Annotated in this window: 14 protein-coding genes and 3 pseudogenes; 7 read left to right on the forward strand and 10 right to left on the reverse strand. The window is 69.1% G+C overall.

What is annotated here, in order from left to right:
* Positions 1-606 precede the first annotated feature (606 nt).
* Positions 607-1035 (forward strand): RICIN domain-containing protein, encoded by a 429-nt coding sequence (locus tag J7F03_RS38175; RefSeq protein ID WP_214957793.1) that lies wholly within the window; start codon positions 607-609, stop codon positions 1033-1035.
* A 36-nt stretch (positions 1036-1071) separates the two neighbouring features.
* Here the strand turns inward: J7F03_RS38175 and J7F03_RS38180 are convergent.
* Positions 1072-2048, reverse strand: a pseudogene (locus J7F03_RS38180) (IS5 family transposase).
* A 920-nt stretch (positions 2049-2968) separates the two neighbouring features.
* Complete coding sequence (locus J7F03_RS38185) at positions 2969-3349, reverse strand: class I SAM-dependent methyltransferase (protein WP_214957796.1); 381 nt, start codon at positions 3347-3349, stop codon at positions 2969-2971.
* A gap of 159 nt (positions 3350-3508) precedes the next feature.
* Here J7F03_RS38185 and J7F03_RS38190 point away from each other — a divergent pair, with 159 nt between their 5' ends.
* Positions 3509-4120: a GPP34 family phosphoprotein gene (locus tag J7F03_RS38190; protein ID WP_214957798.1), complete on the forward strand. Its 612-nt coding sequence runs from the start codon at positions 3509-3511 to the stop codon at positions 4118-4120.
* 173 nt (positions 4121-4293) lie between these two features.
* Here J7F03_RS38190 and J7F03_RS38195 read toward each other — a convergent pair whose 3' ends face one another.
* Entirely contained in the window at positions 4294-5562 is a 1269-nt protein-coding gene (locus J7F03_RS38195) for an MFS transporter (protein ID WP_214957799.1), read from the reverse strand.
* A gap of 134 nt (positions 5563-5696) precedes the next feature.
* On the opposite strand from J7F03_RS38195, the gene J7F03_RS38200 reads away from it, so the two are divergent.
* On the forward strand, positions 5697-6632 hold the full coding sequence (locus J7F03_RS38200; RefSeq protein WP_214957801.1) for a LysR family transcriptional regulator: 936 nt from the start codon (positions 5697-5699) through the stop codon (positions 6630-6632).
* Between the two features lie 83 nt (positions 6633-6715).
* On the opposite strand, the pseudogene J7F03_RS38205 reads toward J7F03_RS38200, so the two are convergent.
* A pseudogene (locus J7F03_RS38205) lies at positions 6716-7042 on the reverse strand (transposase); the annotation flags it as partial.
* Positions 7043-7087: 45 nt separating this feature from the next.
* Positions 7088-8008, reverse strand: a complete 921-nt coding sequence (locus tag J7F03_RS38210) for an AraC family transcriptional regulator (protein ID WP_214957803.1) — start codon at positions 8006-8008, stop codon at positions 7088-7090.
* A 95-nt stretch (positions 8009-8103) separates the two neighbouring features.
* On the opposite strand from J7F03_RS38210, the gene J7F03_RS38215 reads away from it, so the two are divergent.
* Positions 8104-8826, forward strand: coding sequence for an SDR family oxidoreductase (locus tag J7F03_RS38215; RefSeq protein ID WP_214957805.1), 723 nt, complete (start codon positions 8104-8106; stop codon positions 8824-8826).
* Between the two features lie 97 nt (positions 8827-8923).
* On the opposite strand, the pseudogene J7F03_RS38220 reads toward J7F03_RS38215, so the two are convergent.
* Together J7F03_RS38220 and J7F03_RS38225 are read right to left on the reverse strand one after the other, a co-directional pair.
* A pseudogene (locus tag J7F03_RS38220) lies at positions 8924-9133 on the reverse strand (IS5/IS1182 family transposase); the annotation flags it as partial.
* Positions 9134-9277: 144 nt separating this feature from the next.
* The gene (locus J7F03_RS38225; RefSeq protein WP_214957808.1) at positions 9278-9610 is read right to left on the reverse strand and encodes a GYD domain-containing protein; all 333 of its coding nucleotides are present in this window, start codon (positions 9608-9610) and stop codon (positions 9278-9280) included.
* A gap of 580 nt (positions 9611-10190) precedes the next feature.
* On the opposite strand from J7F03_RS38225, the gene J7F03_RS38230 reads away from it, so the two are divergent.
* Together J7F03_RS38230 and J7F03_RS38235 are read left to right on the forward strand one after the other, a co-directional pair.
* Positions 10191-10931: a hypothetical protein gene (locus J7F03_RS38230; protein WP_214957810.1), complete on the forward strand. Its 741-nt coding sequence runs from the start codon at positions 10191-10193 to the stop codon at positions 10929-10931.
* A 37-nt stretch (positions 10932-10968) separates the two neighbouring features.
* Complete coding sequence (locus J7F03_RS38235; RefSeq protein ID WP_214957812.1) at positions 10969-14094, forward strand: CHAT domain-containing tetratricopeptide repeat protein; 3126 nt, start codon at positions 10969-10971, stop codon at positions 14092-14094.
* A 365-nt stretch (positions 14095-14459) separates the two neighbouring features.
* Here the strand turns inward: J7F03_RS38235 and J7F03_RS38240 are convergent, their stop codons facing one another.
* The 3 genes from J7F03_RS38240 to J7F03_RS38250 form a co-directional block, all read right to left on the reverse strand.
* Entirely contained in the window at positions 14460-14891 is a 432-nt protein-coding gene (locus J7F03_RS38240) for a hypothetical protein (protein ID WP_214957813.1), read from the reverse strand.
* Between the two features lie 157 nt (positions 14892-15048).
* Positions 15049-15336: a hypothetical protein gene (locus J7F03_RS38245; RefSeq protein WP_214957814.1), complete on the reverse strand. Its 288-nt coding sequence runs from the start codon at positions 15334-15336 to the stop codon at positions 15049-15051.
* 124 nt (positions 15337-15460) lie between these two features.
* Positions 15461-18613 carry a DNRLRE domain-containing protein gene (locus J7F03_RS38250; protein ID WP_214957815.1) on the reverse strand — a complete coding sequence of 1051 codons (3153 nt, stop codon included), beginning with the start codon at positions 18611-18613 and terminating at the stop codon, positions 15461-15463.
* Between the two features lie 404 nt (positions 18614-19017).
* On the opposite strand from J7F03_RS38250, the gene J7F03_RS38255 reads away from it, so the two are divergent.
* Positions 19018-25833, forward strand: coding sequence for a ricin-type beta-trefoil lectin domain protein (locus J7F03_RS38255; RefSeq protein WP_308380133.1), 6816 nt, complete (start codon positions 19018-19020; stop codon positions 25831-25833).
* Positions 25834-25919 lie beyond the last annotated feature (86 nt).

Below are 25919 nucleotides of genomic sequence, written 5' to 3' on the forward strand. Positions count from 1 at the left end.
TCACGGGTCAGTACAGCTAGGGCCTGTGTGATGTCGTGATCAGTTGCTGGGTTCCGTCGCCTTCGTGGGGTGGAACACGGTGGAGGCCGCCGTACCAAGCCGGTGCAACGCGCATGGCCCTGGCTTCGCCTGCGGCTGCTGCTCGCGCCAGGCCCGGAACTCCGCGCTAACGACCTCGTGCATGATTCGCGCTGACGCTGGGCCAGCAGCTCCTCGGCGAAAGTACGGACTGCGCGGCGCAGCGCGGCAGGGACGGCCTGGATACGGCGCTCTCGGCGGGCACCGGCTCTCGCATTTTCTGGCATCGGCCCGATCTCCATCCCGTACCGGCTTCCAGGTGCGCCTCCAGGCCGTTTCGGCCGGTTACCGGTTGCGGGACCGGCCGCAGGCTTCGATGGTGGGAGAGGCCGCCGCACCATGATTCGGTGGCCCACCGGCAGGACGTCGACGCGGGCGCCGGAGTGTGGCCCCGACCGTCGGCCGACCGACTGGCTACGCGCCGTTGGTGATCCGGTCGGCCACAGTGGCAGAAGCCCTGGAACGGGGCCGGCGGACCAGCCACCCTCTTCCTCACCTCCCTCGCAGGATCAAGACAGGAGCACTCCCATGCGCAAGAACGCTGGGACACGTCGTCTTCTGACGGCATCGACAGTTCTTGTAGCCGGAGGCGTCATGCTGTTGCCCGAAGCTGCGGTTGCGCAGCCGGCAACGCACAGTACCCCGGCGCGGATATCGGGAACTTTCCAGCTCGTCAACGCGCAGACCGGCAAGTGCGCGACCGTCGCGGGCGGAGTCTCCACCGAAAACAACGTCCAGCTCGTCCAGTTCAACTGCGACTCGCACCCCTCGCGCCGCTGGCTCGTCACCAACTCGAACGGCACCTCCAACCAGATCGTCAATGTGCAGACCCGCAAGTGCGCGACCGTCGCAGGCGGGGTTTCCACCGAAAACAACGTCGAGCTCGTCCAGTTCAACTGCGACTCGCACCCTTCGCGCCGCTGGAACCTGCAGCGGGTCGGCGGGATAATCGACTGAAGCAGTGGTGGTACCAGGGCCTGTGTGATGTCGTGATCAGTTGGGGGCCTTCAGGAGGTCGTCGATCCAGATCATTGCAGCGCGGAGGTGGAGGCCTGCGAGGTAGCTCTCGGGCGCCTTGTCGTATCGGGTGGCGATTCCTCACCAGGCCTTCAGTTTGTTGATCAGGCGTTCGACGGTGTTCCGTTCCTTGTAGAGGTCGGCGTCATGGCTGACGGGCCGACCGCCTCGCGCGTCTTTCTTCTTCCGGTTGGCGGTCTGGTCCTTCTTCTCCGGGATGACTGCCTTGATGTTGCGTTTGCGCAGGTAGGTGCGGTTGCGCGCGATGAGCAGGCCTTGTCCGCGGCGACGGCTCCGGGCCGGGTGCGGGGCCGGCCGATGGGCAGGCGGACCCGCACTTTCTCGAGCACGGGGAAGAATTGCGGGCTGTCCGCAGCCTGCCCGGCGGTCAGGACGAACGCGAGCGGGCGGCATTTGCGGTCCGCAGCGAGATGGATCTTGCCGGTCAGTCCACCCGGGGACCTGCCGAGCAGGGCTTCCTTCAGGCGGAGCTTGCGCCGGCGCCGGACGCGTCGACGCTCGGCCTGTCCGTTCTGTTCCTTCGGTCCGCCCCCTTTTGTCGGGCCTCTTCCTGCTCACGCGCAGCCTCTTCCAGGGCCTCCACAAGGTCCTTGCCGACGAGCATCCCGGCGGCGTCGTGGTGGCGCGGACAGTCGTGGAATCCACGCTGACCAGCGACAAGTCCGTCTTCCCTGCGCGGGCCGCCTCGGCCATCACGCCTTCCAGCAGAGCGGTGAAGACGCCAGCGTCCCGCCAGACGCGGAAGCGTCCATAAACGCTGGCCCGGGGGCCGAACTCGGAAGGCATCTCCCGCCACTGGGCGCTGGACCGGAACCGCCAGATCAGCCTTCGAACTGTTCACGCAGCCGCTCCGGGTACGGACCGAACCTGCCGATCGGAAGGTAGGCCTCGATGAACTTCCACTGACCATCGGTGAGTTGCCTGCGTGTCACGACCAATGTCCTACCGGGTTCCACCCCACGAAGGCGGCGGAACCCAGCAAGTGATCACGACATCACACAGGCTCTAGTGCCGGGGCCGGGAAGGTTTGCCGGGTCGCGGTGTTCGGTGCGGTGCAACGCAAGGCGGAGGGCAGCGGCTCGTACTGGACGTACTTTCGTGGTCGGACGACGCGGCGAGGTGCCGTGCCCGGCGCCCCGACCCGGTAGACCTTCAAGGAGCGCCGGCCACACTGACCTGCGAGGAGATCCCGCTGCCGATAGGAGGCAGCGCGGCACTCTCCTCCCCCCACAGCTGAGCCGGCCATACGCGGAACGATCGCCGCCCCCTCGGCCAGGGCCGTGGGCGCCAGCGCGGCCCCGCTCAGGAGCAACGCCGCAAGCGCGACCACAACACGGGCCGCCGAACCACGGGCGGCGCCGCTAGGAGCTGAACAGAGTTTCCGCTCGTCAGCACCTCACGCCTCCCCTTCCCGGCCCTCGGGTCAGGCCCCAGGGCCGCGACCGATCTCGCCAGCGGCGTGGCGCAGCACTTCCTCCGACGCGGGGACCGGAGGCGGGCCCGGGTCGGCGGGCCGGACGGGTGCTGTGGCCCTGCCCCCGGTGAGCACCGCAATCAGCAGACTTACGGACATCAGGGCAGATCCCGCTCGGTCGTAGTCGTAGTGGCCCGCCCACAATCCGGCCGCCGCCACCGGGGCGCCGACCATGAGGCCGTTCAGGACGGTCCGTTCCCTGCTTCTCAAAGCCATCCGTGCGTCCTTCCCAGACGTCTGCCGGTGTCAGTAACCAGCTTCCCACCGGGAGGTGGCGGCCAGGCGTCCCCTGGGAGTGAATTCGCGGCGGTGACCGTACGCCCCGTCACCGCCTGTGCCCCGCCCCCTTGGTAGGCGCAGCGGCCCTTCGGTGGGCGGCTACCGTCGTCTCGGCCGGGGCCGCCTGTCCGGGCTGCCCCGGCAGTGGTGGTCGAGCGGGAGCGGGCCGCGCCCGGGGAGACTCTCACCCGGGAGGCGGGCGATGGTGCTGACGCCGCCGCAGTCCCTCATCTCCGCGATGGCACGCCGGTCGTCGGGGATCGCCCACAGGGACAGGGTGTACACCACGGTGTCGAAGGAGGCGTCCGGGAACGGCAGAGCCTGTGCGTCGCCTTCCCGCAGGTCCCCGGCGCGGCCCAGCCCTTCGGCGCGGCGGCGGGCGAGGGCCGGCGTCTGTGGACTCCACTCGATGCCGGTCGGATGGACACCCGGAGGGTAGAGGTGAAGGTTCAGGCCGGTGCCGATGGCGGCCTCCAACACCTCGCCGCCGGCCTGGGAGCAGACCCAGGTCGGCCCGGCCGTGCCTTGTAGTCGCGACCGCCAGGCCGTGACCGAAACATCTGTGATGTCGACCGATAGGTGGCCAGGGCGATCGATAATTGGCCGGCGACCTTCCTGCACGATGGAGAGGAACCCTTGATGACCACACCGCGGGACTTGTTGATCGTTGCCATGGACACGGGGTCCAGTCGCCCTGTCGAACAGGGTGACCTGTCGCTTGCGCTCGCAGGGGCCGAGGTGATCGACCTTCTCGCCGCCCAGGCCATCAGGCTGGACGGGGATCACATCGTGCCGGGCTACCAGCCGGCACTGGCTGATCACCTGTTGGACGAGGCGGCCGCGTCGCTCGTTCGGGAGGCGCCTTACGAGTCGGTCACTGACTGGCTGTGGCGCAGAGGCCGCGGCCTGTCCGCGGCCTACCAGGCCGCGCTTGAGGCGGAAGGGCAGCTCATCCGGCAGCGCCGCCGCGGGATCTCCTTCCGGGCCGGTCAGCTGGTGCTGGTCGATTCGCCCACCCGCCGCCAGGCTGCGGACCGCTGGGCATCGGATGAACCCGTCCTCGTCACCCTTGCGGAGGCCGTAGGGGTCCGCGGCAAGCGGACCGGAGACTCTCCGGACGTGACCGACGACGCGGTCGCGACAGTGCTGGCCGCCGTCAACGACGCGTTGGTGGAGCTGGCGGCCGTACGGCAACGCCGAGCCATCGAGGACGCCGCCTTCGACAACATCTGGCGAGGCGGCGCCGGATGACGACGGAGCGCCCGCAGCCGTTCCGTGCGGGGGGGGTGTCCGGGTCCGGCCTCGGACACCCACCAGCGCGGGCCGCCACCGATGTGGTGGCGGCCCGTGACCGCGCCGATGACGGCAGCTGGGGGATTTTTGCGGCGCCGCAGCCCGGTCGGGGTGACGGCCGTGGCGGCCTGTCAGCTGCGGCTCGATGCCGGTGTCGGCTCGGGGGGAGGCGCTGCCGCGCGGCGGAGGAACAGCAGCGGGGTCGCCAGCAGGAGCACGCCGGCCAGGCCGATGGCCGTACGCGGGCCGAGGAGGGCGCCCAGTACGCCCCAGACGGCGGTCAGGAGCGCGGTCGAGGCCTTGGTCGTCACCGCCCAGGCGGACAGCGTTCGGGTGATCCGGTCGGTCGGGGTGCGCTCGAGGCGGAAGGTGGCGTGGACGGGGTTGAAGACCCCGCAGCAGAAGATGAGTCCGAGCTCGACGCCCATCACCAGCAGCAGCCCTGCGGTGCCCGGCCCCAGGAAGGCCAAGCCGACGGGCCAGATCGCGCGCAGCACACCGGCCACGACCAGGACCTGGTGCTGTCCGAACCGGGTGACGAGTGGTCGGGCCAGCCGCGATCCGAGCAGCCCGCCGATCGAGGGCGCGGCGAAGGCGAGGCCGTACTGCCACGGTGCGAACCCGAGTGGGCCGAGCATCAGGACGGCCAGGAGCGGCTGGGTGGCCATCACCAGGCCGTTGACCAAAGCGGTGTTGAAGAACAGCGGACGCAGCGTCACGTCGGCGAGGATGTAGCGCCAACCGTCGAACAGGTCCCCGGCCCGCATGCGCGCGGCCTCCCGGCGCTCGGGCGGCGGCTCGTGCCCGCCCATCGCGCGGATGCCCAGGGCCGAGAGCAGATGGCTGGCCGCGTCGGCCACCACCGTCGCCACCGGGCCCAGGAGCCCGATCGCCATCCCGCCCAGCGGCGGCCCGATGATGGTGGTCGTCCAGGTCGTGGACTCGAACCGGGCGTTGGCGACGAGCAGGTCCTCGGCCGGCAGCAGCGTCTTCAGGTAGGCGCCGGAGGCGGCGCGGAAGGTGATGTCGGCCGCCGCGACGACGACAGAGACGAGCAGGAGCTGAAGGAAGGTGAGCGCGCGGAGCGCGAACGCGGCGGGGATCGTCAGCAGCGCCGCGAACCGCACCAGGTCCATCGCGATCAGCACCGGCCGCTTGTGGCGGAACTCCACCCACGGACCGAGCGGCACCGCCACGGCCGCGCCCACCACAGCCCCCACGGAGGAGAGCACGGCGACCTCGGCCGGCCCGGCGTGCAGCACCTGGATGGCGATCAGCGGGAACGCGCCGAAAGCGAGCCACGTACCGAGCGCGCTGGTCCCGTACGCTCCCCAGAGATACCCGAAATCCCGCCCCAGCCGACGTCCGTGCAGGTGTCCCAGCCGGCGCCCGCTCCTCATGCCCACCACCCCTCGCCGCTCACCCGCACAACCGATCCGCGATCAGAAGCATCAAAGCGAGCGCCCTACCGGCGGGTCAAACAACCGCGGGACCACCCGGCCACAACCATCGGTTGTACCCATAGAGTGTCGACATGGACCTCGACACCGTCCGGACCTTCGTCGCCGCCGCCGACGCGGGGCAGTTCCAGGAGGCCGCCGCCGAGCTGGCGGTCACCCAGCAGGCCGTCTCCAAACGCATCGCCGCGCTGGAGCGCAAACTCGGCGTGCGGCTGTTCACCCGCACCGCGCGCGGCGCCGAGCTCACCATCGACGGGCAGGCGTTCCTGCCACACGCGCGCGAGCTGCTGCGCGTGGCCGAGCGCGCGGTCGCGTCCGTGCACACCGGCCGCCGTCCGCTACGCGTCGACGTGATCGCCTCGCGCAGCGCGCAGTCGGGCCTGATGCGCGACTTCCACCACGCATACCCCGAGATCGAGCTCGACGTGGTGATGCTGTTCGACATCGAGACGGCCGTCGCCGCCATCCGGTCCGGCGCGATCGACGCGTCCTTCCGCGCCGTCACCGCGCCCGGCCGGCCCCTTCCCACGGACATCGAGTCCATCCGAGTGCTCGACGAGCCGCTCCAGCTCCTCACCGGCCCCGCCCACGCGCTGGCGGGCGCCCGGTCGGTACCCCTCGCTCAGCTCGCCGGGCACCGGATCTGGATGCCCGGCCTCGTCCCCGGGACCGAGTGGACCGCCTATTACGACGACCTCGTCGCCGAGTTCGGCCTCACCATCGAGGCGACCGGCCCCAACCTCGGCTCCGACGCGCTCCTCGACACCATCGCCGACACCCCGGCCCTGGCCACCTTCATGGGCGGGCAGACCCGCCTCGTCTGGCCCGCCGGCCACGGCCTGCGCCGCATCCCGGTGACCGACCCGACGCCCGTCTACCCGCACTCGCTCCTCTGGCACCGCGACAACCCCCACCCAGCGCTGACCACCCTCCGCGCCCACCTCGCCGCCACAGCCACCGGCCACGACACCGCCGGAACCTGGGCGCCGAGCTGGGTGATTCCGCGCTGAACACCGCCCCGTCTTCGAGCATCGTGGCCGGTTCGACGGACGGTGACGGCGGGTGAGCCGGCTTAGATCGACCGGCAAATGGATCACTTGAGGCGTCGGGTGGTGGGGCGGTTGTCCCAGCGGTAGCGGTTGGTCGCGCGTCGGATGAGCACGCGGAGCGTGACGAGTGCGGCGGCGAGGTGGAGGTAGAAGTCCACAACCCTGCTGTTCTTCTCAGTGCGGCGTCGGAGCTTGCCGTAACCGTTCATCCAGGAGTGCGCGCGTTCGACCCCCCAGCGCTTGCCGGCCTGGCTCGGGGCCGGGATGCCCTTGCGGGCGATCTCGGCGGTGAATCCCAACTCGGCTATCAGGGCACGGGACGTGGCGCTGTCGTAGCCGCGGTCCAGGTTGACGTTGACCCTGTCGGGCATGGCGCGCCGGCCCGGGTGAGTCGTCGGGACCATCGTCCAGGGTGATCAGGCCCGCGCCTCGCGCCGGTAGGCCCCCGGCGGCGTCCCGAAGTGACGCTTGAAAGCCTTGGCGAACGCGAGCTCCGACGTGTACCCGGTGTTCGCCGCGACGGTACTCAACGAGAGGTCACCGTCCCTCAGGAGCCGCCCGGCCGTCGTCATGCGCCACGTCGTCAGGTAGCTCAACGGCGGATCGCCGACGACGGCGGTGAACCGCCGCGCGAACGCCGCCCGCGACAATCCCGCTCTGCCGCCAAGGGATTCGACGGTCCACGGATGCCCGGGATCCTCGTGGATCGCATGCAGCGCCGGCGCGATCACCGGATCGGTGAGAGCTGCGGCCCAGCCCCCGGCGCGCTCGCGCGACTGCTCGTCGTACCAGCACCGCAATATATAGACGAGAAGCAAGTCCATCAGTGACCTGACGACGGCGTCGGATCCGGGACGCGGGGCGTTCATCTCGACGCAGAGCTGATCGACCGTCGCCCGCAACGCCGGATGACGCCCCGGGCGCGCGGGAAGATGGATGACCTCCGGAAGTTCGCGCAGCAGCGGATGCCGGTGGTCCACATCAAGTTTGTACGCGCCGCACAGCAGACGGGTCCGCGCACCGACGCCGTCGGCGACGAGGTAGCCGATCGGCGAACCCGCGTTGACCGGCACCGGATCGAAGTCCACGACCGGGCTCGACAGCGAGTCGGTCAGGACGTGGCCGCTGCTCCGACGCAGGAAGACCACGTCGCCCGCGCCGAGCTCGATCGGGTCCCCGGCCAGCGGCACGAGCAGGCACCGGCCCTCCCCGACCACATGGAATGCGGCTCCTACGATGGCCTGGACGCGGAAGCCCCACGGCCCGCGCGCCTCGGTGCAGACGGCGCTCGGACGTCCCGTTCTCAGCGCGGCCAGGGTGTCACTGAGGATGTCCACAACGCGACTATAGCGCCGGGGAATCGAGACGATCGGACAGTGGATCGAGATCCTTAGCCATTCATCGTCTCGCGACACCGACGTAGCTTCGCACCATGACACTGAACACGAAGAAGATCGTCGTCATCGGCGGCACCTCGGGCATGGGCTACGCAGTCGCCGAGCAGGCCGCGAAGGACGGAGCCCGCGTCGTCGTCGCCTCGCGCAATCAGGAACGCGTTGACGCAGCCGCGAACAAGTTGCCCGGCAACACCGAGGGCCGCCACATCGATGTGACGGACGAGTCCTCGATCGCCGCGTTCTTCGCCGAACTCGGCGAGTTCGACCACCTCGTCTACACGGCCGGAGACGCCTTGCTCCTGAAGACCATCGAGGACTTCACCTCAGCGGAAGCACGCGCCGCCTTCGAAGTCCGCTACTGGGGAGCGTTCCTGGCCGTGAAGTACGCGGCGGCGACCATCCGTCCGGGCGGCTCGATCGTCTTCACGTCCGGAGTGGTCGCGACCCGACCCCTGCCCGGCTCGCCGATCCCCGCCAGCACGACGGGAGCGATCGAATCCCTGACCCGAGCGCTCGCCCTGGACCTGGCCCCGCGGAAGATCCGCGTCAACGCGGTACGCCCCGGCGTCGTGCGGACCGCGCTGTGGGACGGCCTCCTCCCGGAGCCGGAAGCGTTCTTCCAGAGCCAGGGCAGCGAACTCCCGGCCGGCCAGGTCGCGCAGCCCGAGGACGCCGCGGCGGCCTATCTCTTCCTGCTGGGCAACCCCTTCGCGACCGGCTCCGTGCTGACGCTCGACGGCGGCGGGTCCATCGTCTAGGGTCGACCGGCAAATGGATCACTTGAGGCGTCGGGCGGTGGGGCGGTTGTCCCAGCGGTAGCGGTTGGTCGCGCGTCGGATGAGCATGCGGAGCGCTGGTGCGGTCCGAGCAGCCGGGGCTCGCGATGAGCTCGTAGCCCGAGCCGTGAACCAGGGCCAGCACGACGTGCTCGAAGACGATCCGGTCCGGTACCCGCCGGCGGTGGCAGCCCAGCGGATGGCTCGCCGCGTAGCCGTCATGGACCGGCAGCAACGCCGCGAACCGGTCCCATAGCGGTTCGAGCAGGCAAGATGGCATCGCAGGCACGGGTCCTCCGTGTGGTCACTGAGCGTAGAGAACTCCATGATCACGCAGGCCCGTGCCTGTCTCGCAGCCGGGACCGTCAACGGTCGAGCGGCCCCACCATTTGGCGGTCGGTCTTAGGAGTTGCTCGTGTATTCCGAGCACTGCTCACCGCTGTGCGCCGGGAGCCCGATATCGGACTTGCTCGGCTCTCCGCAAAGCATCCAGCGTTTCATCGACGCTCAGCAGAACGGTCGTCTCGAACGAGCTGAGCGCGCCACCTCCGCTGATCGCCAGCGCCACCGCGGCCATGGACACGTTGTCCGGAGCTTCCCAGAGGTTATAGCCGTCGTGCGTGCCGAAGGCGTACCAGAAGCCGTGGAGCTTCCCACCGACGGACTCGATGTACGACTGAGCGGCTTTGGCGCGGTCCTCGGGATGGCCGATCAGCCTCGCCCAAGTCTCCGGCGTGTAGCTGAACCTCGACAGATAGAGCGTCATCGTGTCTCTCTTTCGTTTATCAAGAGATGCCCGCGCCGGGTGAGGGAAGGGCCAAGATGGCCCGCGGGTCCCCCGAACAGCCGGGGACCATGACCGCTACGGCCCAAAGCCGACGGGTGTGACGGCCGCCCGAGCGATACAAAGGGCAGGCACCCGCACTGGGCCGGAAGATCGGGAACCTGGCGTGCGGAGCCTGCGGGCAGGCGGTGGCGACCCGATGGGACGACTGCGGACTCCGACGGGCGGTGTGGCTGGAGCCCGACGCGGTCCGCCGGCTCCCCTGCGGTCTCCCATCAGGCCCGCCGCCCGACTGGGACGACGTGGAACGCCAGGCGAACCGTGTCGCGCCCCGACATCCTCCCCCGCCGACCCGCTGACCGGCGAGTCGTGGCGCCCGCGTACTACGAACGGCGCCACGAGCCCTCCTGAGCCGCCACCTCGTGCTGTGACCGGAAAGGCTCACAGCACCAGGACTTGTCCGGCCGGTCTTCCTCCCTACTGCCGTGGCCGCATACCAGGGGATGGAGTGGAAACAGGGGGTAGCAGGTAGCCTGGCCGCGTACCGGCCAGGGGAGGGCGCGTGCCTGCGATTCACGAGCGTTACTCGGAGGAATTACGGTCCGAGTTCGACTATTTGTCCACCTGGCTGCCCAACTCCCCCATAGAACTGGGCGATGTCGGCCGGCTGCACCGGGACCGGTTCGAACGGGTCACCTCCCTCACCGAGTTGGGCATCCCGTACGGCACGCGAGAGCGTGAACGGGGCGTGGACCTGGAGTACAGCTCGGCGGCCAGCATCGACATCGCCGAGGCGGGCGCGGCCGCACCGGCGATGGCGCGGATCAGCGTGACGTTCACGCGCCGGCACGGGATCGTCTTCCAGGCCAGAGCGTGCCATGTCAGCGAGATCGCCGACCGCGCGGAGCTCGGCAGGCGGGTGCTCGAACTGTCGCGTACGGCCGAGTGGCCCGCCGGTCAGGTCGTCGTCACCGAGGTGGTCACCACGGGCCCGGCGGTGGTTCTCATCTCCCAGCAGCAGGACGCCCGGGTGGACCTCGAGGCCGATCTGACCGGAATGGCCGGTGTGCTTCCGCTGGCCTCCCTGTCGGTCGGACTCAATGTCATCAGGTCCAAGGGCATCGGCGTGAAGGTGATCGCACCGGACGGCCTGACACCGCTGTTCCGCGCGTCGGGGGTGCGACGGCGCCTGCTGAGCGGCGAGGCGTTCGGAAATCGCGGTACGGCCGTGCCCCCGCAGGTCGGAGGCGGGGTAGCCGACAGCGTCTTCGCTGAACTCACGTACGAAGACCTGGGGGTCTGAGATGACCGCCGGGGCCCGGTCCAAGATCTCGGAGCAGGTGAAGCGAACCCTTCTCGATTGCGACGTGCTGTACGGGCAGGGCAGGCACGAGGCCGTGCTCGCGAAGCTGAGCGAGCTGGTGGCCAGTGGCGTGGAGCTGTCCGAGCCCGCGGACTTCGGCCTGGCCCATTGCTACCTCCGCATGGGCCGCGCCGCCCGGTACCTCGGCCGGCCCGAGGACGCGTGGCGATGGGCCAGGGCCGCGCAGGAGCTGTTCCACCGCTCCCACGACGGCCTCGGCTGCATGCACAGCATCCAGGAGATGTACCGGATCGCCGACGTGCCGGGCGCGCCCGCCGAGAACCCCTTCTCCGTGGCCGGCCTGGCGACCCAGCACGCCATGGAACACGGACCGTCCCGGCTGTTCCCGCGCTGGATCGCCGCCTACACCGAGGGCATGCGCCGCGTCGATGGACCTGACCAGGTGCCCACGTACGCGGCCTCCGCCGCACGGTACGCCAGGGAGATGCTCGCCCGGGAACCTGTGGAGCTGGCCAGGACGCTCAACGAACTCAGCCTCACCCTGCACCGGATCGGCGACGACGCCGCCGCGCGGCCGCTCTGCGAGGAGGCGGTCGCGCTCGTGCGCGCGGGCGGCGGGAAGAAGGCCGACCTCGGAGTCATGCTCGGCAACCTCGGCAAGCTGCTGGCGATGGCGGGTGAGCCGCGTGCGGAAGCGGTGCTGATCGAAGCCATCGGGATCCTCGCGGCGGATGACCGCGACGCGGGCGGGTACGACGTGGCCGAGTACCTGAACAGCGCGCGTGCCAATCTCGCCGCCTTCCACCAGACGAGCGGCGACCGGGCCACCGCGAGGGCGATCTATCAGGACCTGCTCGGGGCGGGCGCCCAGCCGGCGTCCGTGCTGCACAACTACGCGAGTCTGTCGCAGGACACCGGCGACCTGGCCCGGCAGCGGATGCTGCTCGACCTCGCGCACGACGCGCCCGTGGAGCCCACCGCCGAGCCGGACGATCCCGCCGTCACGTTCCAGCTTCTGATCATGGAGGCGGAGTCCGAGAGCGCGCTCGGCAACGTCCCCTTGGCGGTCGAGCTCGTCCTGCGCGCCGCCGAGGTGGAACGGCGCATGCCCGCACGGTCACCGCATCGGGCCGCGGTCGTCACCGTCAAGCTGGCCGACTACGGCCGACCGGTCACCGATGAGCAGCTCGCCGAAGCGCTGGCGGCGGCGAGCGCCGACCCCGACTGCGCACCGAGTCTGCTGCGTTCGCTGTGGGGCGCGGTGGGAGCGTGCCGCCTCGCCCAGGGGCGGGCCGGCGAAGCCATGGCATGCCTCAGGTCTGCCGTCGACGGCCTCGATCCGCGCGAGGCGGACGCGCCCGTACTCAAGACCTTCGGCCTCCTCGCCGTCGCCCACGAGGCCCTCGGCGAGCTGGACCGGGCCGAGCAGCTGTACCTGCTGGTGGCCGCACGCCTGCGAGAGCGGACGGACGCGTCGCCACAGGACGTGGCCGCACCACTGTCCAACCTCGGTCGGCTGTGCCTCAGGACAGGACGCCCCGCCGAGGCAGCCGCGTACCTGCAAGAGCAATTCGACATCCAGGACACCCACCTCCTCAAGGTCTTCTCGGCGTCGTCCGAGGAGCAACGCCTCTCCTTCGCCCGCATGTTGCAGGCCGACCTCGACCGATTGCTCCCCGAGCTGCTGGTCACCAGTGACTACGACCCGGCGCCCGAGCTGGTGGAGGTACTGGCGAACGCGGTACTGCGACGGAAGGCGATCGTCGCCGAAGCCGTCGCCCGCGACCGCATCATGCTCACGACCGGCCCGGACGAGCGGATCGCGGCCATCGCCAACGAACTGACCACCATCCGCCACGAGTTGCAACACATGGCCCTCAACAACCCCTCCCCGCAACGGGAGGCCGAGCTCAGGGACCGCCGGCGCCGGCTGGAGATGCTGCTGACAGACCGGCTCTCCCAGGCCGGCACCGGCGAAGCACCGACCCTGCCGACCTGGCAGGCGGTCGCGGCGGCGCTGCCCCCGGACACCGCGCTCGTCGAGTACTTCCAGATGAAGCTGGACGAGGACGCGGCCTGCCTGAGCCTCGTGTTCACCGCGCAGGCGCCGCCACGGCTGTTCCTGCACGACGTCACCAGCAATCTCGACAAAGCCGTCGACCTGTGGCGGGACCTCCTGATCCGCGGCGACATCAGGGAGCCCGCCGTCGGTGCGCAGCTGCACCGGGTCCTCATCGAGCGGATCGCCCCCGCGCTCACCGGCATGAGCAGGCTGCTGATCTCCCCGGACAGCGGCATCAACCGCCTCCCCTTCGCCGCGATTCCCGCGCGCGACGGCACCCGCCTGCTCGACACGTACGAAGTCGGGCTGGTCACCAGTGGCCGGGACCTGCTCCGCGGCCGCTCCCCCCACCGGCCGTCGCCGCCGGTGGTGTTCGCCGACCCGGACTACGACACCGGCCGCACCGGGGACGGGCCCGCGCTGTTCGAGCCGCTGCCGCACGCCCGCGACGAGGGGCGTTGGATCGCCGACCGCATCGGCGCCGCACTGTGGATCGGGCCGGAGGCGACGGAATCCCGCCTCCGGACGGTACGGGCGCCGCTGGTGCTGCACCTGGCCACCCACGGGTACGCGTCACACGAACCGCTGCGTCCCGGCGGGCACCCGCAGACGGACGGCCCGCCACCGGAACCCACCCCGGAGACGGACCCGATGCTGTGCTCCGGCCTCGCACTCGCCGGCGCGAACAGCTGGCTGGCCGGGCAGCCGCCCGTGGAAGCCGCCGGGGACGGCATCCTCACCGCCGCCGACGTCTACGACCTCGACCTGCTCGGCACGGAGATGGTGGTGCTGTCGGCATGCGGCACCGGCCTCGGCAGGTACCAGCCGGGAGAGGGCGTCTTCGGCCTCCAGCGCGCGTTCGAGATCACCGGAGCCAGATCCGTGCTCGTCAGCATCTGGGACGTCCCCAGCGCCCCGACCGCGCTGCTGATGCGCGAGTTCTACCGCGCGTTGCTGCGCGGGCAGCCGCGCACCGCCGCACTGCGCCGCGCCCAGCAGGCCGTCCGCCGCCGCTACCCGGAGCCGGTCGCGTGGGCACCGTTCGCCCTCTTCGGCGACCCGGCACCCATCCCCTGGTGACGCCGCACGTTGACGGGGTGGCTGGCTGCCACTGTCCAGCGGTGCAGCTTGAGTTCGGCGCCGTCAGCACTTCGAGTTGTCCGGGTGTCCTCCTCGATGAGGACGTACCACTGGTCAGTAGTCATGGCCGGAGCCTAAAGCGGCATTTCCGCCTCGGGAAGCGTGCCGGGGCGGGCCCACGTCGAACGGCTCCGGGACCCCGCGAGCACCGGACCGGGGGTGTGGATCGCCAACCGGAAACAACGCCGTGGCCGACTCGACCGGGCACAGCTCGCCGACCTCGGCGTGGACTGGGCGCAGTAGTCCGCCCGCGGCTCCGGGACGTCGGGATGCCGGAGCCGTTGAACTGAAGTAGCGTTCCGGCCTCAGGAGCCGTCGGCGGCCTTCCACAGCGCGTACAGCTTCCCGGAATCCGGGTGACCGACGTGCTGGTGGATCCCAGGCTTCCGGTCGGTGCCGCCGACGCTCCACGCCGGCCATGAACACCCCTGGACGTGGATGCGGACCTCCTGGGTCCAGACGTCCCGCCCGGGCTCGTACGACCAGGTGCCGGAGCCCGTGCACTGCCGTGACGGGCCGCTGGGATCGTCGTCGGGATCGTGCTCGCCGACGCCGGAGGCCGTGACCCCGCCGTCCGGCGTGAAGACCAGCGAGCCGCCCCGGTGGTCGACCCAGCTGCCGGCCATGGTCGCCGGACCGATCGCCGGCGGCTCGTACGCGGGCAGCAGGCCGGCGGTGAGCCCGAGTGCGCCGAGGAGGCCCGTTCCCGCCACCACCGCCGTGCCCCACAGGGCCACTTGCCGGACCAGTCCCGGGCGCCGGGGCCGGGCACCCAGGCCGCCCACCGAGAGCGCGGCGCCGTGGCCACCGCCCGGAAGACAAGCGTGGGCCGCGCCTCCACGTGGTTGTACGCCGCGAAGGCCGCGATCGGCGGTGCCACCAGGACCGCCACCATCAGCGGCACCCACCACCACGCCTCGCGGCCGCCGATCCGGCGGCCGAGCAGGTCGGCCAGCGCCACCGCCGGCAACACGAAACCAGGGACAGCAGGAACGCGATCACGCCGACGATCACGCCGAAGGAGAGCAGGCCCGCCACCAGAGCGGCGTGGTCGACCGGGGTGTCCGGCGGCGGCCGCGTCCGGACGTACAGGAGGACCACCACGACGGCGAGCGCGACCTCCAGGCAGCCCACCAGCACCGAGACCAGCAGCATCCGGCCGTACGACCGCTTCTGATGCACGGCCAACCCCCCTCGTGGCACGGCGAAATGAACGCGTCCGCCCGCCGGAGGTCTGAAGCCGGAACGGGTGCCCACCCCGATGGTGTTCGGGGAGGGCACCTGGGCGCTGTGCTGCTCGTGGTGGCTAGCCGATGGTGAGGAAGGTGCTCCAGCCGTCCTCGTCACGTCCGGAGGCTTCGCCGTAGGTGGTGGCGCCGCCTTGGAAGTAGTACTGGTATCCGTCGGCGGAGCTGACGCCCCAGATGTCGGGGATGCCGTCGCCGGTGTTGTCCTCGGTGCCGAGGACCTTGGGCCAGTCGGCGCGGTTCCAGGCGGTGGTGGCGTAGGTGTTGTCGACGCCGCCTTCCGCGTTCGCCGCGAACTGCAACGAGGTCAGGTCCGCTCCTCCGTTGGCGCCGGCCTTGCCCTTGCGCAGGGCCATCGTGCGGTTGGCGTTGGCGTTGTCGCGGAAGAGCAGGTCGGGGATGTTGTCCCCGGAGATGTCACGGACGCCGACGATGTCGCGGGCAGCCCAGCCCGTGGCCATCTTGCGGTACGAGGCGAAGCTGGAGCCGGTGTAGCCGGAGAACGCCCAGAATCCGTCCGCGTCCAGAGCGAACAGGTCGGGGAGCTGGTCGCCGTCGATGTCCTCGGTGACGACGATCTGCCGGAACGTCGCCGGGTCGGGTGCGGACAGCGGCAGCTGCATCTCGATGCGGCGGCCGGCGTCGAACTGGCCGGTGCCGGTGCCGGGGTAGATGTACAGCTTTCCGTCGGGCATCCGGGCGATCATGTCGGTGATGCCGTCGCCGGGGTGCCAGTCGGTGGCGTGCCCGATCAGCGCCGGGATCGCGGAGGCCGGGTCCTTGAAGTGACCGGGGGCGACGGGCTTGCCGTTCTCGACCGCGCCGGGGATGAACGCGTCGGTGTCACCCTGGCGATCGCCCGCGTAGGTGCGCAGGTTGCCGTCCTTGTCGATGGCCAGGAGGTCGGCGAAGTGGTCACCGGTGACATCGCCGGGCTTGTCGGTGCCGGCTCGGGGGCTGACGTAGAAGAGGTACTCGGTCGGGACCGAGATGTTCCCCGCAGTGTTGACGGTGCGGACGTACAGGACGTTGGGGCCGGCGGTGTCGACCTGGAGTTTGATGGAGGCCAGGTCGTTCTGCCAGGGTGTGACCTTCTGGTCGTAGCTGGACTTGTTCAGGCTCCACTGGTACTCGCGGATGCTGGTGGCGGCGGTGCCGTTGCCGAGGAACTCGATCCACTGGTCGGGGGTGCTGGCCGGGGCCAGCGACCATTCCGCGCCGTCAGGGCCCGGAGGCGGGAAGTGCGAGGACCGCACGATCGGGTTGGCGGGGGCGGTGTGATCGATGGTGAACGTGCACCAGCCGCCGCCGCCGGAGTCGGCGGGACCGGAGCCCGAGGCCCCGAAACCGTCGTGGTCGACCGCGCGGGAGAGCCAGAAGTACTTGCGGCCCGATGTGAACTTCGACCACGGCACGGAGTGGGTGATGACGCCGTCGCTGTTGACGTCGCGCCACACGTTGTCGATGTTCGCCCCGGACTCCGCGTCCCAGACCTCTATCTGCAGGCGGGCCAGGTTGCCGTCGCGGTCGGTGCCCTTGACCTGGAACGACACATCCGTCTTGCCGATGCTCGTACCGGTGCCGCTGGTCAGACACGGGCCCCCGGGGGAAGTGCTCATGTTCGCCGCGACCGGGATGTCGGGCGGGCTGTTGTAGGTGACCTCGATGTACGGGGCGCTCTCACCGTTGGCGAGGAGCTTCTTCCAGTAGTACGAATCCGACTCGTTCGGCGCCTTGAAGCCGAGCGACAGCGCGCCCCAGCGGGCGCTCGCGGCCGTGGTGACCAGGCCCTTGATGTCGGGGGCGACCCAGTTGTCGGGGCAGCTGCTGTTGTAGCCGTAGCCCGCGTTCTCGGTGCCGATCTTGTTGCCCCACCAGCCCGTCGTGTTGTTCCACGTGGACGACGAGGACACGTACGGCGTCGAGTAGATGTCCATGTCCTTCCTCGTGCAGGACCACGAATACGTCTGCAGAGCGCGGACACTCGCCGAACGGATACCCGCTCCGTGGAGCTCGGAACCGAAATCGAAATTGAAGATCGAGCGCGAGGTGCCGCCCGAATCCGATTCGTAACCGACACGCGCCTCGTTCGTACCCGACGCGTTGTAATTCTGCCCGTTGTAGAAGCTGGAATTTCCGGCCGTCTTGTAAAGCAGCGACCAGGAACGCTTGTGACCCTTGAAAGAGGGGTCCACGAACACCGGATACACCGTGTCCGCCGCGTTCAGCAGCGCGGCATCGGCCTTCAGGGTGAGCGTGCTGTCCGCGAGGGATGCGGCCGCGACCGACAGGTGCGCCCGCTCCGCGCCGGCCAGGCCCGGAAGGCCCAGCGTCGGGTGCTTCCGCGCCGCATCCGAAGGCTTCCACGCCGGAACGTCATCGGTCGTGGCGACCTTGCCCGACGAATCCCACATCAGCGGAGAAGGCGATCCGGCTACCTCTTCGCCCTTCGCGTCCTTGGCACTGAGCGAACCGGACTCACCGTCGAGCTGGAACTGCAGATCGGGTGAGGCCAGCCGGTATTCGATCTCCGCGAGCAGGGGATCGGCGGCGGCCTGCTTGTCCTTCACGACCAGCAGGTGCGAATAACCACCGTCCTGCGCCGTCATCAGCAGATCGATACCCGGCCGGACATTCTCATACAACGCACGCGGGCCGTCGATGACCGGCGCCGGCAGCACGCCCGGCCAACTCACCGACATCTCATGCCCGTCGACACTCAAACGCACCAGCTCCGTCCATGCCTGACCGGGCTCGTCCACCGTCAGCGCGGACCGCACCGCACCGCGAGCGGCACGCCCGCCATCGGTACCGGCGCTGAACACGACGGCCCCGTTGACCGCCTTCGCGGCGAAACCGCCATCGACGTGCTGCAGATCGGTGTCGATCGGCTTCCACTCGTCGCCGACCTTGGCCCGGACGGCGGAGCTGGAGATCTGCTTCTTGAACAGGCCGTCGGACTGTGCCCACGTCGTGGTGTTCGCACTCCGTTCCGCGGAGACCTCGACGTCCTCGCCCCGCTCGGCGGCCAGCTTCCGCGCCTGCGAAGCCGAAGTCTTCCCACTCTCGCCGGCGGGCTTGCGCGCGGACTCCGCGCCCCCACCCAGCTCTACGCCGACCGGCACCGCCACAGCCACCGCGAGCAGAGCGGCCAGGCCGCCCATGGTTCTCCGACGCTTGAACCAGCGCTGTCTCGGCGGATCGTCCGCCACGGACGCAGGCTCGGTAGCGGAATAGCTGACTACCATTTCTTTCTCCCCCTCGGACCCCGTCCACAAAAGTGCGACCCGATCATGACCCATCGCTTCGGCGTGGGCACCCATTCACCCAAGGAATCCCATATTTCGATACATGAGAATTACCCCAATTTTCATGACATCGGAGCCCTACTGAGTGACGTAGGTCACTCTCACTCCTTTTTGGGTGGACTTACCCTGAGCGCCAAGCCCAAGATCGGCTGGCAATTTGTCAATTCCCTGCCGTCCGAGTGTCCGAAATCCGGGCGGCAGCGGTATGGGGGGTACACATGTCGCCATTTGCGGCGCGTAATTTGCGCCTGCCCGGAAACGGGAAGGCGCGCAGACATCTGGCGCGCACCGGAATCACGCTCTCCGTGGTGCTGGTGTCTCTTCTGCCCATCCAGGCGTGGGCAGCGCCACCGGGAGACCGCACCGGCGTTCAACTGCCAGGCCTCCAGGAGGACCTGAAGGCGAAGCTGGACAAGGTCGAGGCAGCGAAGCTGGAGGGCTGGGAGGGCGCTCCGGCCCAGCCTCCGGCCGGGTACGAGCCTTCCAATACCACTCCCCCGGTCGGGGGTTCGGTACCTGTGCCGCTAAGTCCCGACAATGGGACCCAACTTGTCCAGGCGGGCTCACTACCCGTCAGCATCGGCAAGGCCTCGCCCACCGAGTCCAACCCCACTCCACCGGCCCCGTCCGGCACGTGGTCGGTGGCCGTCGAGGCCCGCACCACGACCGAGGCCGCCGGTCTCGACGGCGCGATCATCAAGGTCACGCCGCCGGCCGAGGGCTCGACCCCGGTCGACGTGCAGCTGGACTACAAGCAGTTCGAGGACCTGTACGGCACCGAGTGGGCCTCCCGGCTGGAGATCAAGCAGCTCCCCGAGTGCTTCCTGACCACTCCGACCCTTCCCGAGTGCAGCGCGGCAAAGCACGTCCCGAGCACCAACGACCCGGCAACGGGCACGGTCCGCGCGACCGTTGATCCGGCCACCGCGCCGGGCCAGGGCATGCGCACGATGGCGGTCGGCGGCGGCGGTCCGACGGTCCTGGCCGCCACGGACTCCGCGTCCGGCGCGGGTGGCACGTACAAGGCCACCTCCCTTTCGGCGTCGGGCAGTTGGGCGGCGGGCGGCAGCGGAGGCGGCTTCTCCTGGAGCTACCCCCTGGGCGTGCCCAAGGCACCGGCGGGCCCGGAGCCGAAGATCGCCCTCTCGTACGGCTCCCAGGCGGTGGACGGCAAGACGTCCGTCGCCAACGGCCAGGCCTCGTGGGTCGGTGACGGCTGGGACTACCACCCGGGCTTCGTCGAGCGGCGCTACCGCCCTTGCTCAGCCGACCTGAAGGCCGCTCCCGACGCGCCGAACAACGACAACAGCACGGACAAGAAGAAGGGCGACCTGTGCTGGGCCGGCGACAACATGGTGATGTCCCTTGCCGGCAAAAGCACCGAGCTCGTCCACGACACCACCACCGGCAAGTGGATCCCCGCGAACGACGACGGCTCCAAGGTCGAGCGCCTGACCGACGCGAACGTGCCCAACGGCGCGAAGGACGGCGAGTACTGGGTCGTCACCACCCGTGACGGCATCCGCTACTTCTTCGGCCGCCACGACGTCGACGGCGCCGGCACCCGCGCGGTGACGAACTCCGTCTTCACCGTCCCGGTCTTCGGCAACCACGTGGGTGAACCGTGCCACGCGGCCTCGTTCGCCGGCTCCTCGTGCAAGCAGGCCTGGCGCTGGAACCTCGACTACGTCGAGGACCTCAACGGCAACGCCCTGATCATCGATTGGGCGCGGGAAGAGAACCGTTACTCGAAGAACGAGAAGTTGAAGGAGAAGAACGCAGCCGAGGTCGCGTACGTCCGTGGCGGTTATCCGACGCAGATCACCTACGGCCTGCGCTCGGGCAACCTCTCCGGCCCCCCGGCCGCCAAGGTCGAGTTCACCGTCGCCGAGCGCTGCGTCAAGGAGGGCGGCACGAAGTGCGAGGACGCGGAGTTCGAGTCGAAGAACTACGAGCTCAAGCAGCCCTGGTGGGACACCCCGTCCACGCTGAACTGCACCTTCGCCGCGGAGACCTGCTACGTCTCCTCCCCCACGTTCTGGACGCGTAAGCGCCTGACCGGCGTCACCACCTACGGCCAGCGCACCGGAGGCAGCACCGAGCTCTCCAAGGTCGACCACTGGTCGCTGACCCAGTCCTTCCCGAAGCAGCGCACCGACACCCACCCGCCGCTGTGGCTGGAGTCCGTCTCGCGCACCGGTTACGGTGCGGACAAGGACGAGAACGGCAACCAGCTCAGCGCTTCGCTGCCGTCGGTCTCCTTCCTCGCCAACGTCCAGGACATGCCCAACCGCGTCGCGAAGAGCGCCAACGACGCCACCCCGGACTACGACCGCCTGCGCGTGGAGACCATCCGCAACGAGACCGGCGGCGAGGTCTACGTCGACTACTCCGCCCCGTGCGCGGTCGGCTCCACCCACCCGAAGCCCGAGGAGAACACCACTCGCTGCTTCCCCAACCACTGGTCCCCGGACGGCGATCTGGAGACGCCGCCGCTCGAGTGGTTCAACAAGTACGTCGTCGACAAGGTCATCGAGAAGGACCGCGTCGCCCGCCAGCCGGACGTCACCACCAGCTACACCTACGAGGGCGACGCCGGCTGGGGCAAGGAGGACGACGAGTTCACCAAGCCCGAGCTGCGCACCTACAACCAGTGGCGCGGCTACGCGTCCGTCGTCACGACGAAGGGCGTCACCGCCAACGCTGTCGCGAGTGAGGCCACCGAGCAGTCGCAGACCCGGACCCGCTACTTCCGCGGCATGTCCGGCGACGCCGGCCGTCCCGTGATCACCGTCAAGGACTCCACCAACACCGAGACCCTCGGCGACGACCTGCCCCAGTACCAGGGCAAGGTCGCGGAAACCATCACCTACACCAAGGCCGGGGCCGGCGGCAGCGTCGCCAACCGCAGCCTGAACTGGTACGAAAGCAAGCGGACGGCCTCACGGCCCCGTACCGGCACAACCGACCTGGAGGCCTTCCGTGTCGACACCTCGCGGATGGACCGGTACGAGGCGATCGAAGGCGGCACGCGCCTGACGCGTGCGACCGACACCTTCGAGCCGACCTACGGCCTCAAGACCACCGCGCAGACCGAGGCCATGACCTCGAACGGCTCCGGCGGCTGGACGGTCAACGACCAGAGCTGCACCACCACCACCTACGTCCACAACACCGCCAAGCACCTGATCGGCCTGCCGCAGAACGTCCGCGGCACGTCCGGGACCTGCGCGCAGGCGGCAACCGGCACCCTGCTGTCGAACACCCGCACCTCGTACGACGCCCTGAACGCCTTCGGTACCGATCCGCTGAAGGGCCTCGTCTTCCAGACGGACACCCAGGACGGAGCCGGCACCGGATGGACCGCCACGGGACGCTTCGAATACGACGCCCTCGGCCGTGAGGTCAAGTCGTACGACCCCGCCGGCAACGCCGTCACCACGACGTTCACCCCGGCGACCGGGCCGGCCTTCACCAAGACGGTGACCAACGTCCTGAGCCACAAGTCGACCACCAAGTTCGACCCGGCGCGCGGCCTGGTCCTGGAGGTCACCGACCAGAACAGCCGCAAGACCACCTCGCAGTACGACCCCCTGGGGCGTACCACCGCGGTCTGGACACCTTCCCAGAACCCGGCCATCGACAAGGCCCGGCAGACCTTCGAGTACCAGATCTCCGAACACGAGCCCCCGGCCGTGACCTCGCGCACGCTGCGGGACAACGGCACCTACGAGAGCTCCATCGAGATCTACGACGGCCTGCTGCGCCCCCGCCAGACCCAGGCGGAGGCCAAGGGCGGCGGCCGCGTGATCAGCGATAATCTGCACAACGCGAACGGCGCCGTCCGCCGGGCCAACAACGGCTACTACGCGGAGGGCGAGCCCGACAAGGACATCTTCGTCCCGGAGACGGACTTCCACGTCCCCAACGCCACCGCGACCGCCTACGACGGCCTCGGCCGGGTCGTACGCAACACCACCCTCTTCGAGGGCACCGCACACCACTCCGACGTCTTCATGTACGGCGGTAACTGGACCATCCAGCGCAGCGGGATGTCCGACGACGGTTCGGCTCCGCTGCCGGGCAGCCAGGCCATCAAGACCTGGACCGACGTGCTGAACCGCACGTCGCTGATCCAGAAGTACACGGCCGTCGACATGACCACCTGGAACAACACCACGTACGCGTACGACGTGCGCGGCAAGCTGGCCAAGGTCACCGACGCGGCGGACAACGGCTGGACGTACTCCTACGACTCCCGTGGCCGCCTGACCGGATCCACCGACCCGGACATGGGCTCGGCGTCATTCGGCTACAACAACCTCGACCAGCAGGTCTGGGCCGAGAACGCGGCCGGCAAGAAGACCTTCAGCATCTACGACACACTCGGTCGCAGGACCGAGTCGCGCGAGGACTCCGCGACCGGCCCTCTGACCGCCTCGTGGACCTACGACACCCTGGCCGGAGGAAAGGGCAAGCCCGTCTCGTCCACCTCCCACGTCAATGGCAACGCGTACAAGAGCGAGGTGACCGGATACGACGCCGAGTACCGCCCCACCAGCACGAAGATCACCATCCCAGACACCACGGCCACCAAGGGCCTGGCCGGCACCTACGCCTACTCCTACGCCTACACCCGCACGGGCAAGCTGCAGTCGACGAGCCTCCCCGCGACCCCGGGCGGCCTCGCGGCCGAGAAGCTGATCACGCGCTTCAACGCCGACGGCCTGCCCCAGACCATGTCGGGCCTGTCCTGGTACACCGCGGAAACGGTCTACAGCCCCTTCGGCGAGGTCCTGCGCACCGCGTCGGGCAACGCCCCGAACCGGGTGTGGACGACCAACCTGCACGACCCGAACACGGGTCTCGTCACGCAGTCGATCTCCGACCGGGAGACGGCCAACTACAACCGGCTCTCCGCGGTGTCCTACACCTACGACGTGGCGGGCAACCCGACCTCGATCACGGACACCCAGCCGGGCGGCAAGATCGACCGGCAGTGCTTCACCTACAGCCCGATCGGCCAGCTCACCCAGGCCTGGACCGGCAAGACCGCCGAGTGCACCGGTCCGTCGCTGAACGACGTCACCGCCGGACCCGACGGAGACGGCTACTGGCAGTCGTACCAGTTCGACTCCATCGGCAACCGCACCCAGCTGGTGAACCACAACCCCACCAACTCGGCGCTGGACCAAGTCTCGACGTACACCTACGGCATCGATCCTCCCGGCGGCAGCCAGCTCCTGGCCAAGACCCAGCCCCACACACTGACCAAGGTGGAGAAGAAGCAGGGATCGACGCTGCTCTCGCAGTCCACCTACGAGTACGACTCCTCCGGCAACACCAAGACCCGGAAGCTCGACAACGACACGCAGGCCCTGACCTGGGACCGGAAGAACAAGCTCACCTCGGCCAATAGCCCCGGCATAGGCGCCGTCGCCGTGACCGGCCTGGCGGGCAAGTGCCTCGACGTGGCCGAAGGCTCCAACGCGGACGGCACCGCCGTCCAGATCTGGCCCTGCAACGAGACCCGTGCGCAGCAGTGGCGCCTGACCGGCGACACGGTCCGCGCGCTGGACAAGTGCCTGACCGCGGACGGCCTGTACGCCCGCCTGTCCGCCTGTGACGGGAGCGCCAAGCAGAAGTTCACCTACCGCACCGGCGACAAGACGCTCTACAACGCGGCGGCCAATGCCTGTGTCACCGTTCCCAACGACAACCCGGCCGACGGCAATGACCTGCACATCTTCACCTGTGCCACCAACGCCGCTGCCCAGCAGTGGACTTTCACCGACAACACCACCACCTACATCCACGACGCCGACGGCAACCGCCTCATCGAGGAGACCGGCTCCAGCCGCACCCTCTACCTCGGTGAGACCGAGTTCACCGTCAGCAAGTCCGGCCAGGCCGTCGACGCCGTCCGCTACTACAGCAGCCCCGGCGCGCCGACCACCGTCCGGCAGACCGGAGGCAAGGCCACCGGCCACAAGCTGACGGTCCTGCTGACCGACCACCACAACACCGGCACCATCGCGGTCGAGCAGAAGACCGGGCAGCCGGTCACCCGCCGCAAGTCCGACCCCTACGGCAACCAGCGCGGTGCCATGGCCACCAACTGGCCCGGCAGCCGCACCTTCCTCGGCACCGGCGTCGAGGACAACACCACGGGCCTCACCCACATCGGCGCCCGCGAATACGAACCGACCACCGGACGGTTCATCTCGGTCGACCCGGTCATCGACATCACCAACCCGCTCCAGATGAACGGGTACAACTACGCGAACAACAACCCCATCTCGCAGATGGACCCGACCGGGCTCGAAAGCTGCGGCGGATACGGGTACTGCGGTGGCGGAGGCTGGACCAACGGCAAGCACATCGAGGACATGCCCAAGGACCCCGTAAAGGACGACAAGAACGAGAAGCCCGCGGTCACTGTCACCGTCGACAAGCACGGCGACACCCATATCAACGGTGGACGCCTTCTCTCCGAGAAGGAACTGAAGGTTCGCTTCCCGTTCAAGAAGACCTACCAGGAGCGACTGAAGGCCTGGCTGAGCACACAGCGCTGCGTAAACATCGACAGCCAGGACGCCTTCTGTGACGGTGCCGAAAAACTCGGCCTGTTCTCCTACGAACAGTCCTCACCGGCATCCAAGAGCGCTTGGCAATCGGTCAAGGAGGCGGCTGGGTATGTAATGTCGTACAGCAGGACCTCTGGCGTTTGTGTGAGCGCGAACGCAATGTTCGGCTCGGGGGCCGAGGGATCCGCATGCTTCATGAGAGTGGGCGACGACTACGCCCTGGCCGCCGTCACGGAAGAGCAGGTAGGCCTTGAAGCAGGGGCAGGTGTCACCGTAGGAATGGTGTTCAGCAACGCCGATTCAATTGATCAGGTGAGAGGGGAGTCCGCAGGTTTGGGTGGCACCCTGGGGCCTATCACTCTCAGCCACCGAGGCACCTTCGGGACCAGGAACGAACGTGGCGACATCGTGCACAGTGTCACCACCTCGGCGGGTACCAATCTTGGGCTGGGCGCCAACTTCGGCTCCGGGCAGACGCGCATCGCAACAGTGGGCACCGTATTTGACGAAGTAGTTGACTTCCTGCACTTCTGGTAACGTTCCGGGCCGACGCTGCCCCGTGATCGGTCCGACGTCGCATACAGCCTGGAGGAAACTCCTGCCGACATCGACATCGACTTCGC

This window comes from Streptomyces sp. ISL-43 (assembly GCF_018614195.1).
Classification (GTDB): domain Bacteria; phylum Actinomycetota; class Actinomycetes; order Streptomycetales; family Streptomycetaceae; genus Streptomyces.

What these genes read in the sequence shown, in the direction of transcription:
- J7F03_RS38195 (WP_214957799.1), bottom strand. Translation starts at nt 5,562, where the DNA reads ATGAGGAGCGGGCGCCGGCTGGGACACCTGCACGGACGTCGGCTGGGG.
- J7F03_RS38175 (WP_214957793.1), top strand. Translation starts at nt 607, where the DNA reads ATGCGCAAGAACGCTGGGACACGTCGTCTTCTGACGGCATCGACAGTT.
- J7F03_RS38225 (WP_214957808.1), bottom strand. Translation starts at nt 9,610, where the DNA reads ATGACGCTCTATCTGTCGAGGTTCAGCTACACGCCGGAGACTTGGGCG.
- J7F03_RS38190 (WP_214957798.1), top strand. Translation starts at nt 3,509, where the DNA reads ATGACCACACCGCGGGACTTGTTGATCGTTGCCATGGACACGGGGTCC.
- J7F03_RS38215 (WP_214957805.1), top strand. Translation starts at nt 8,104, where the DNA reads ATGACACTGAACACGAAGAAGATCGTCGTCATCGGCGGCACCTCGGGC.
- J7F03_RS38200 (WP_214957801.1), top strand. Translation starts at nt 5,697, where the DNA reads ATGGACCTCGACACCGTCCGGACCTTCGTCGCCGCCGCCGACGCGGGG.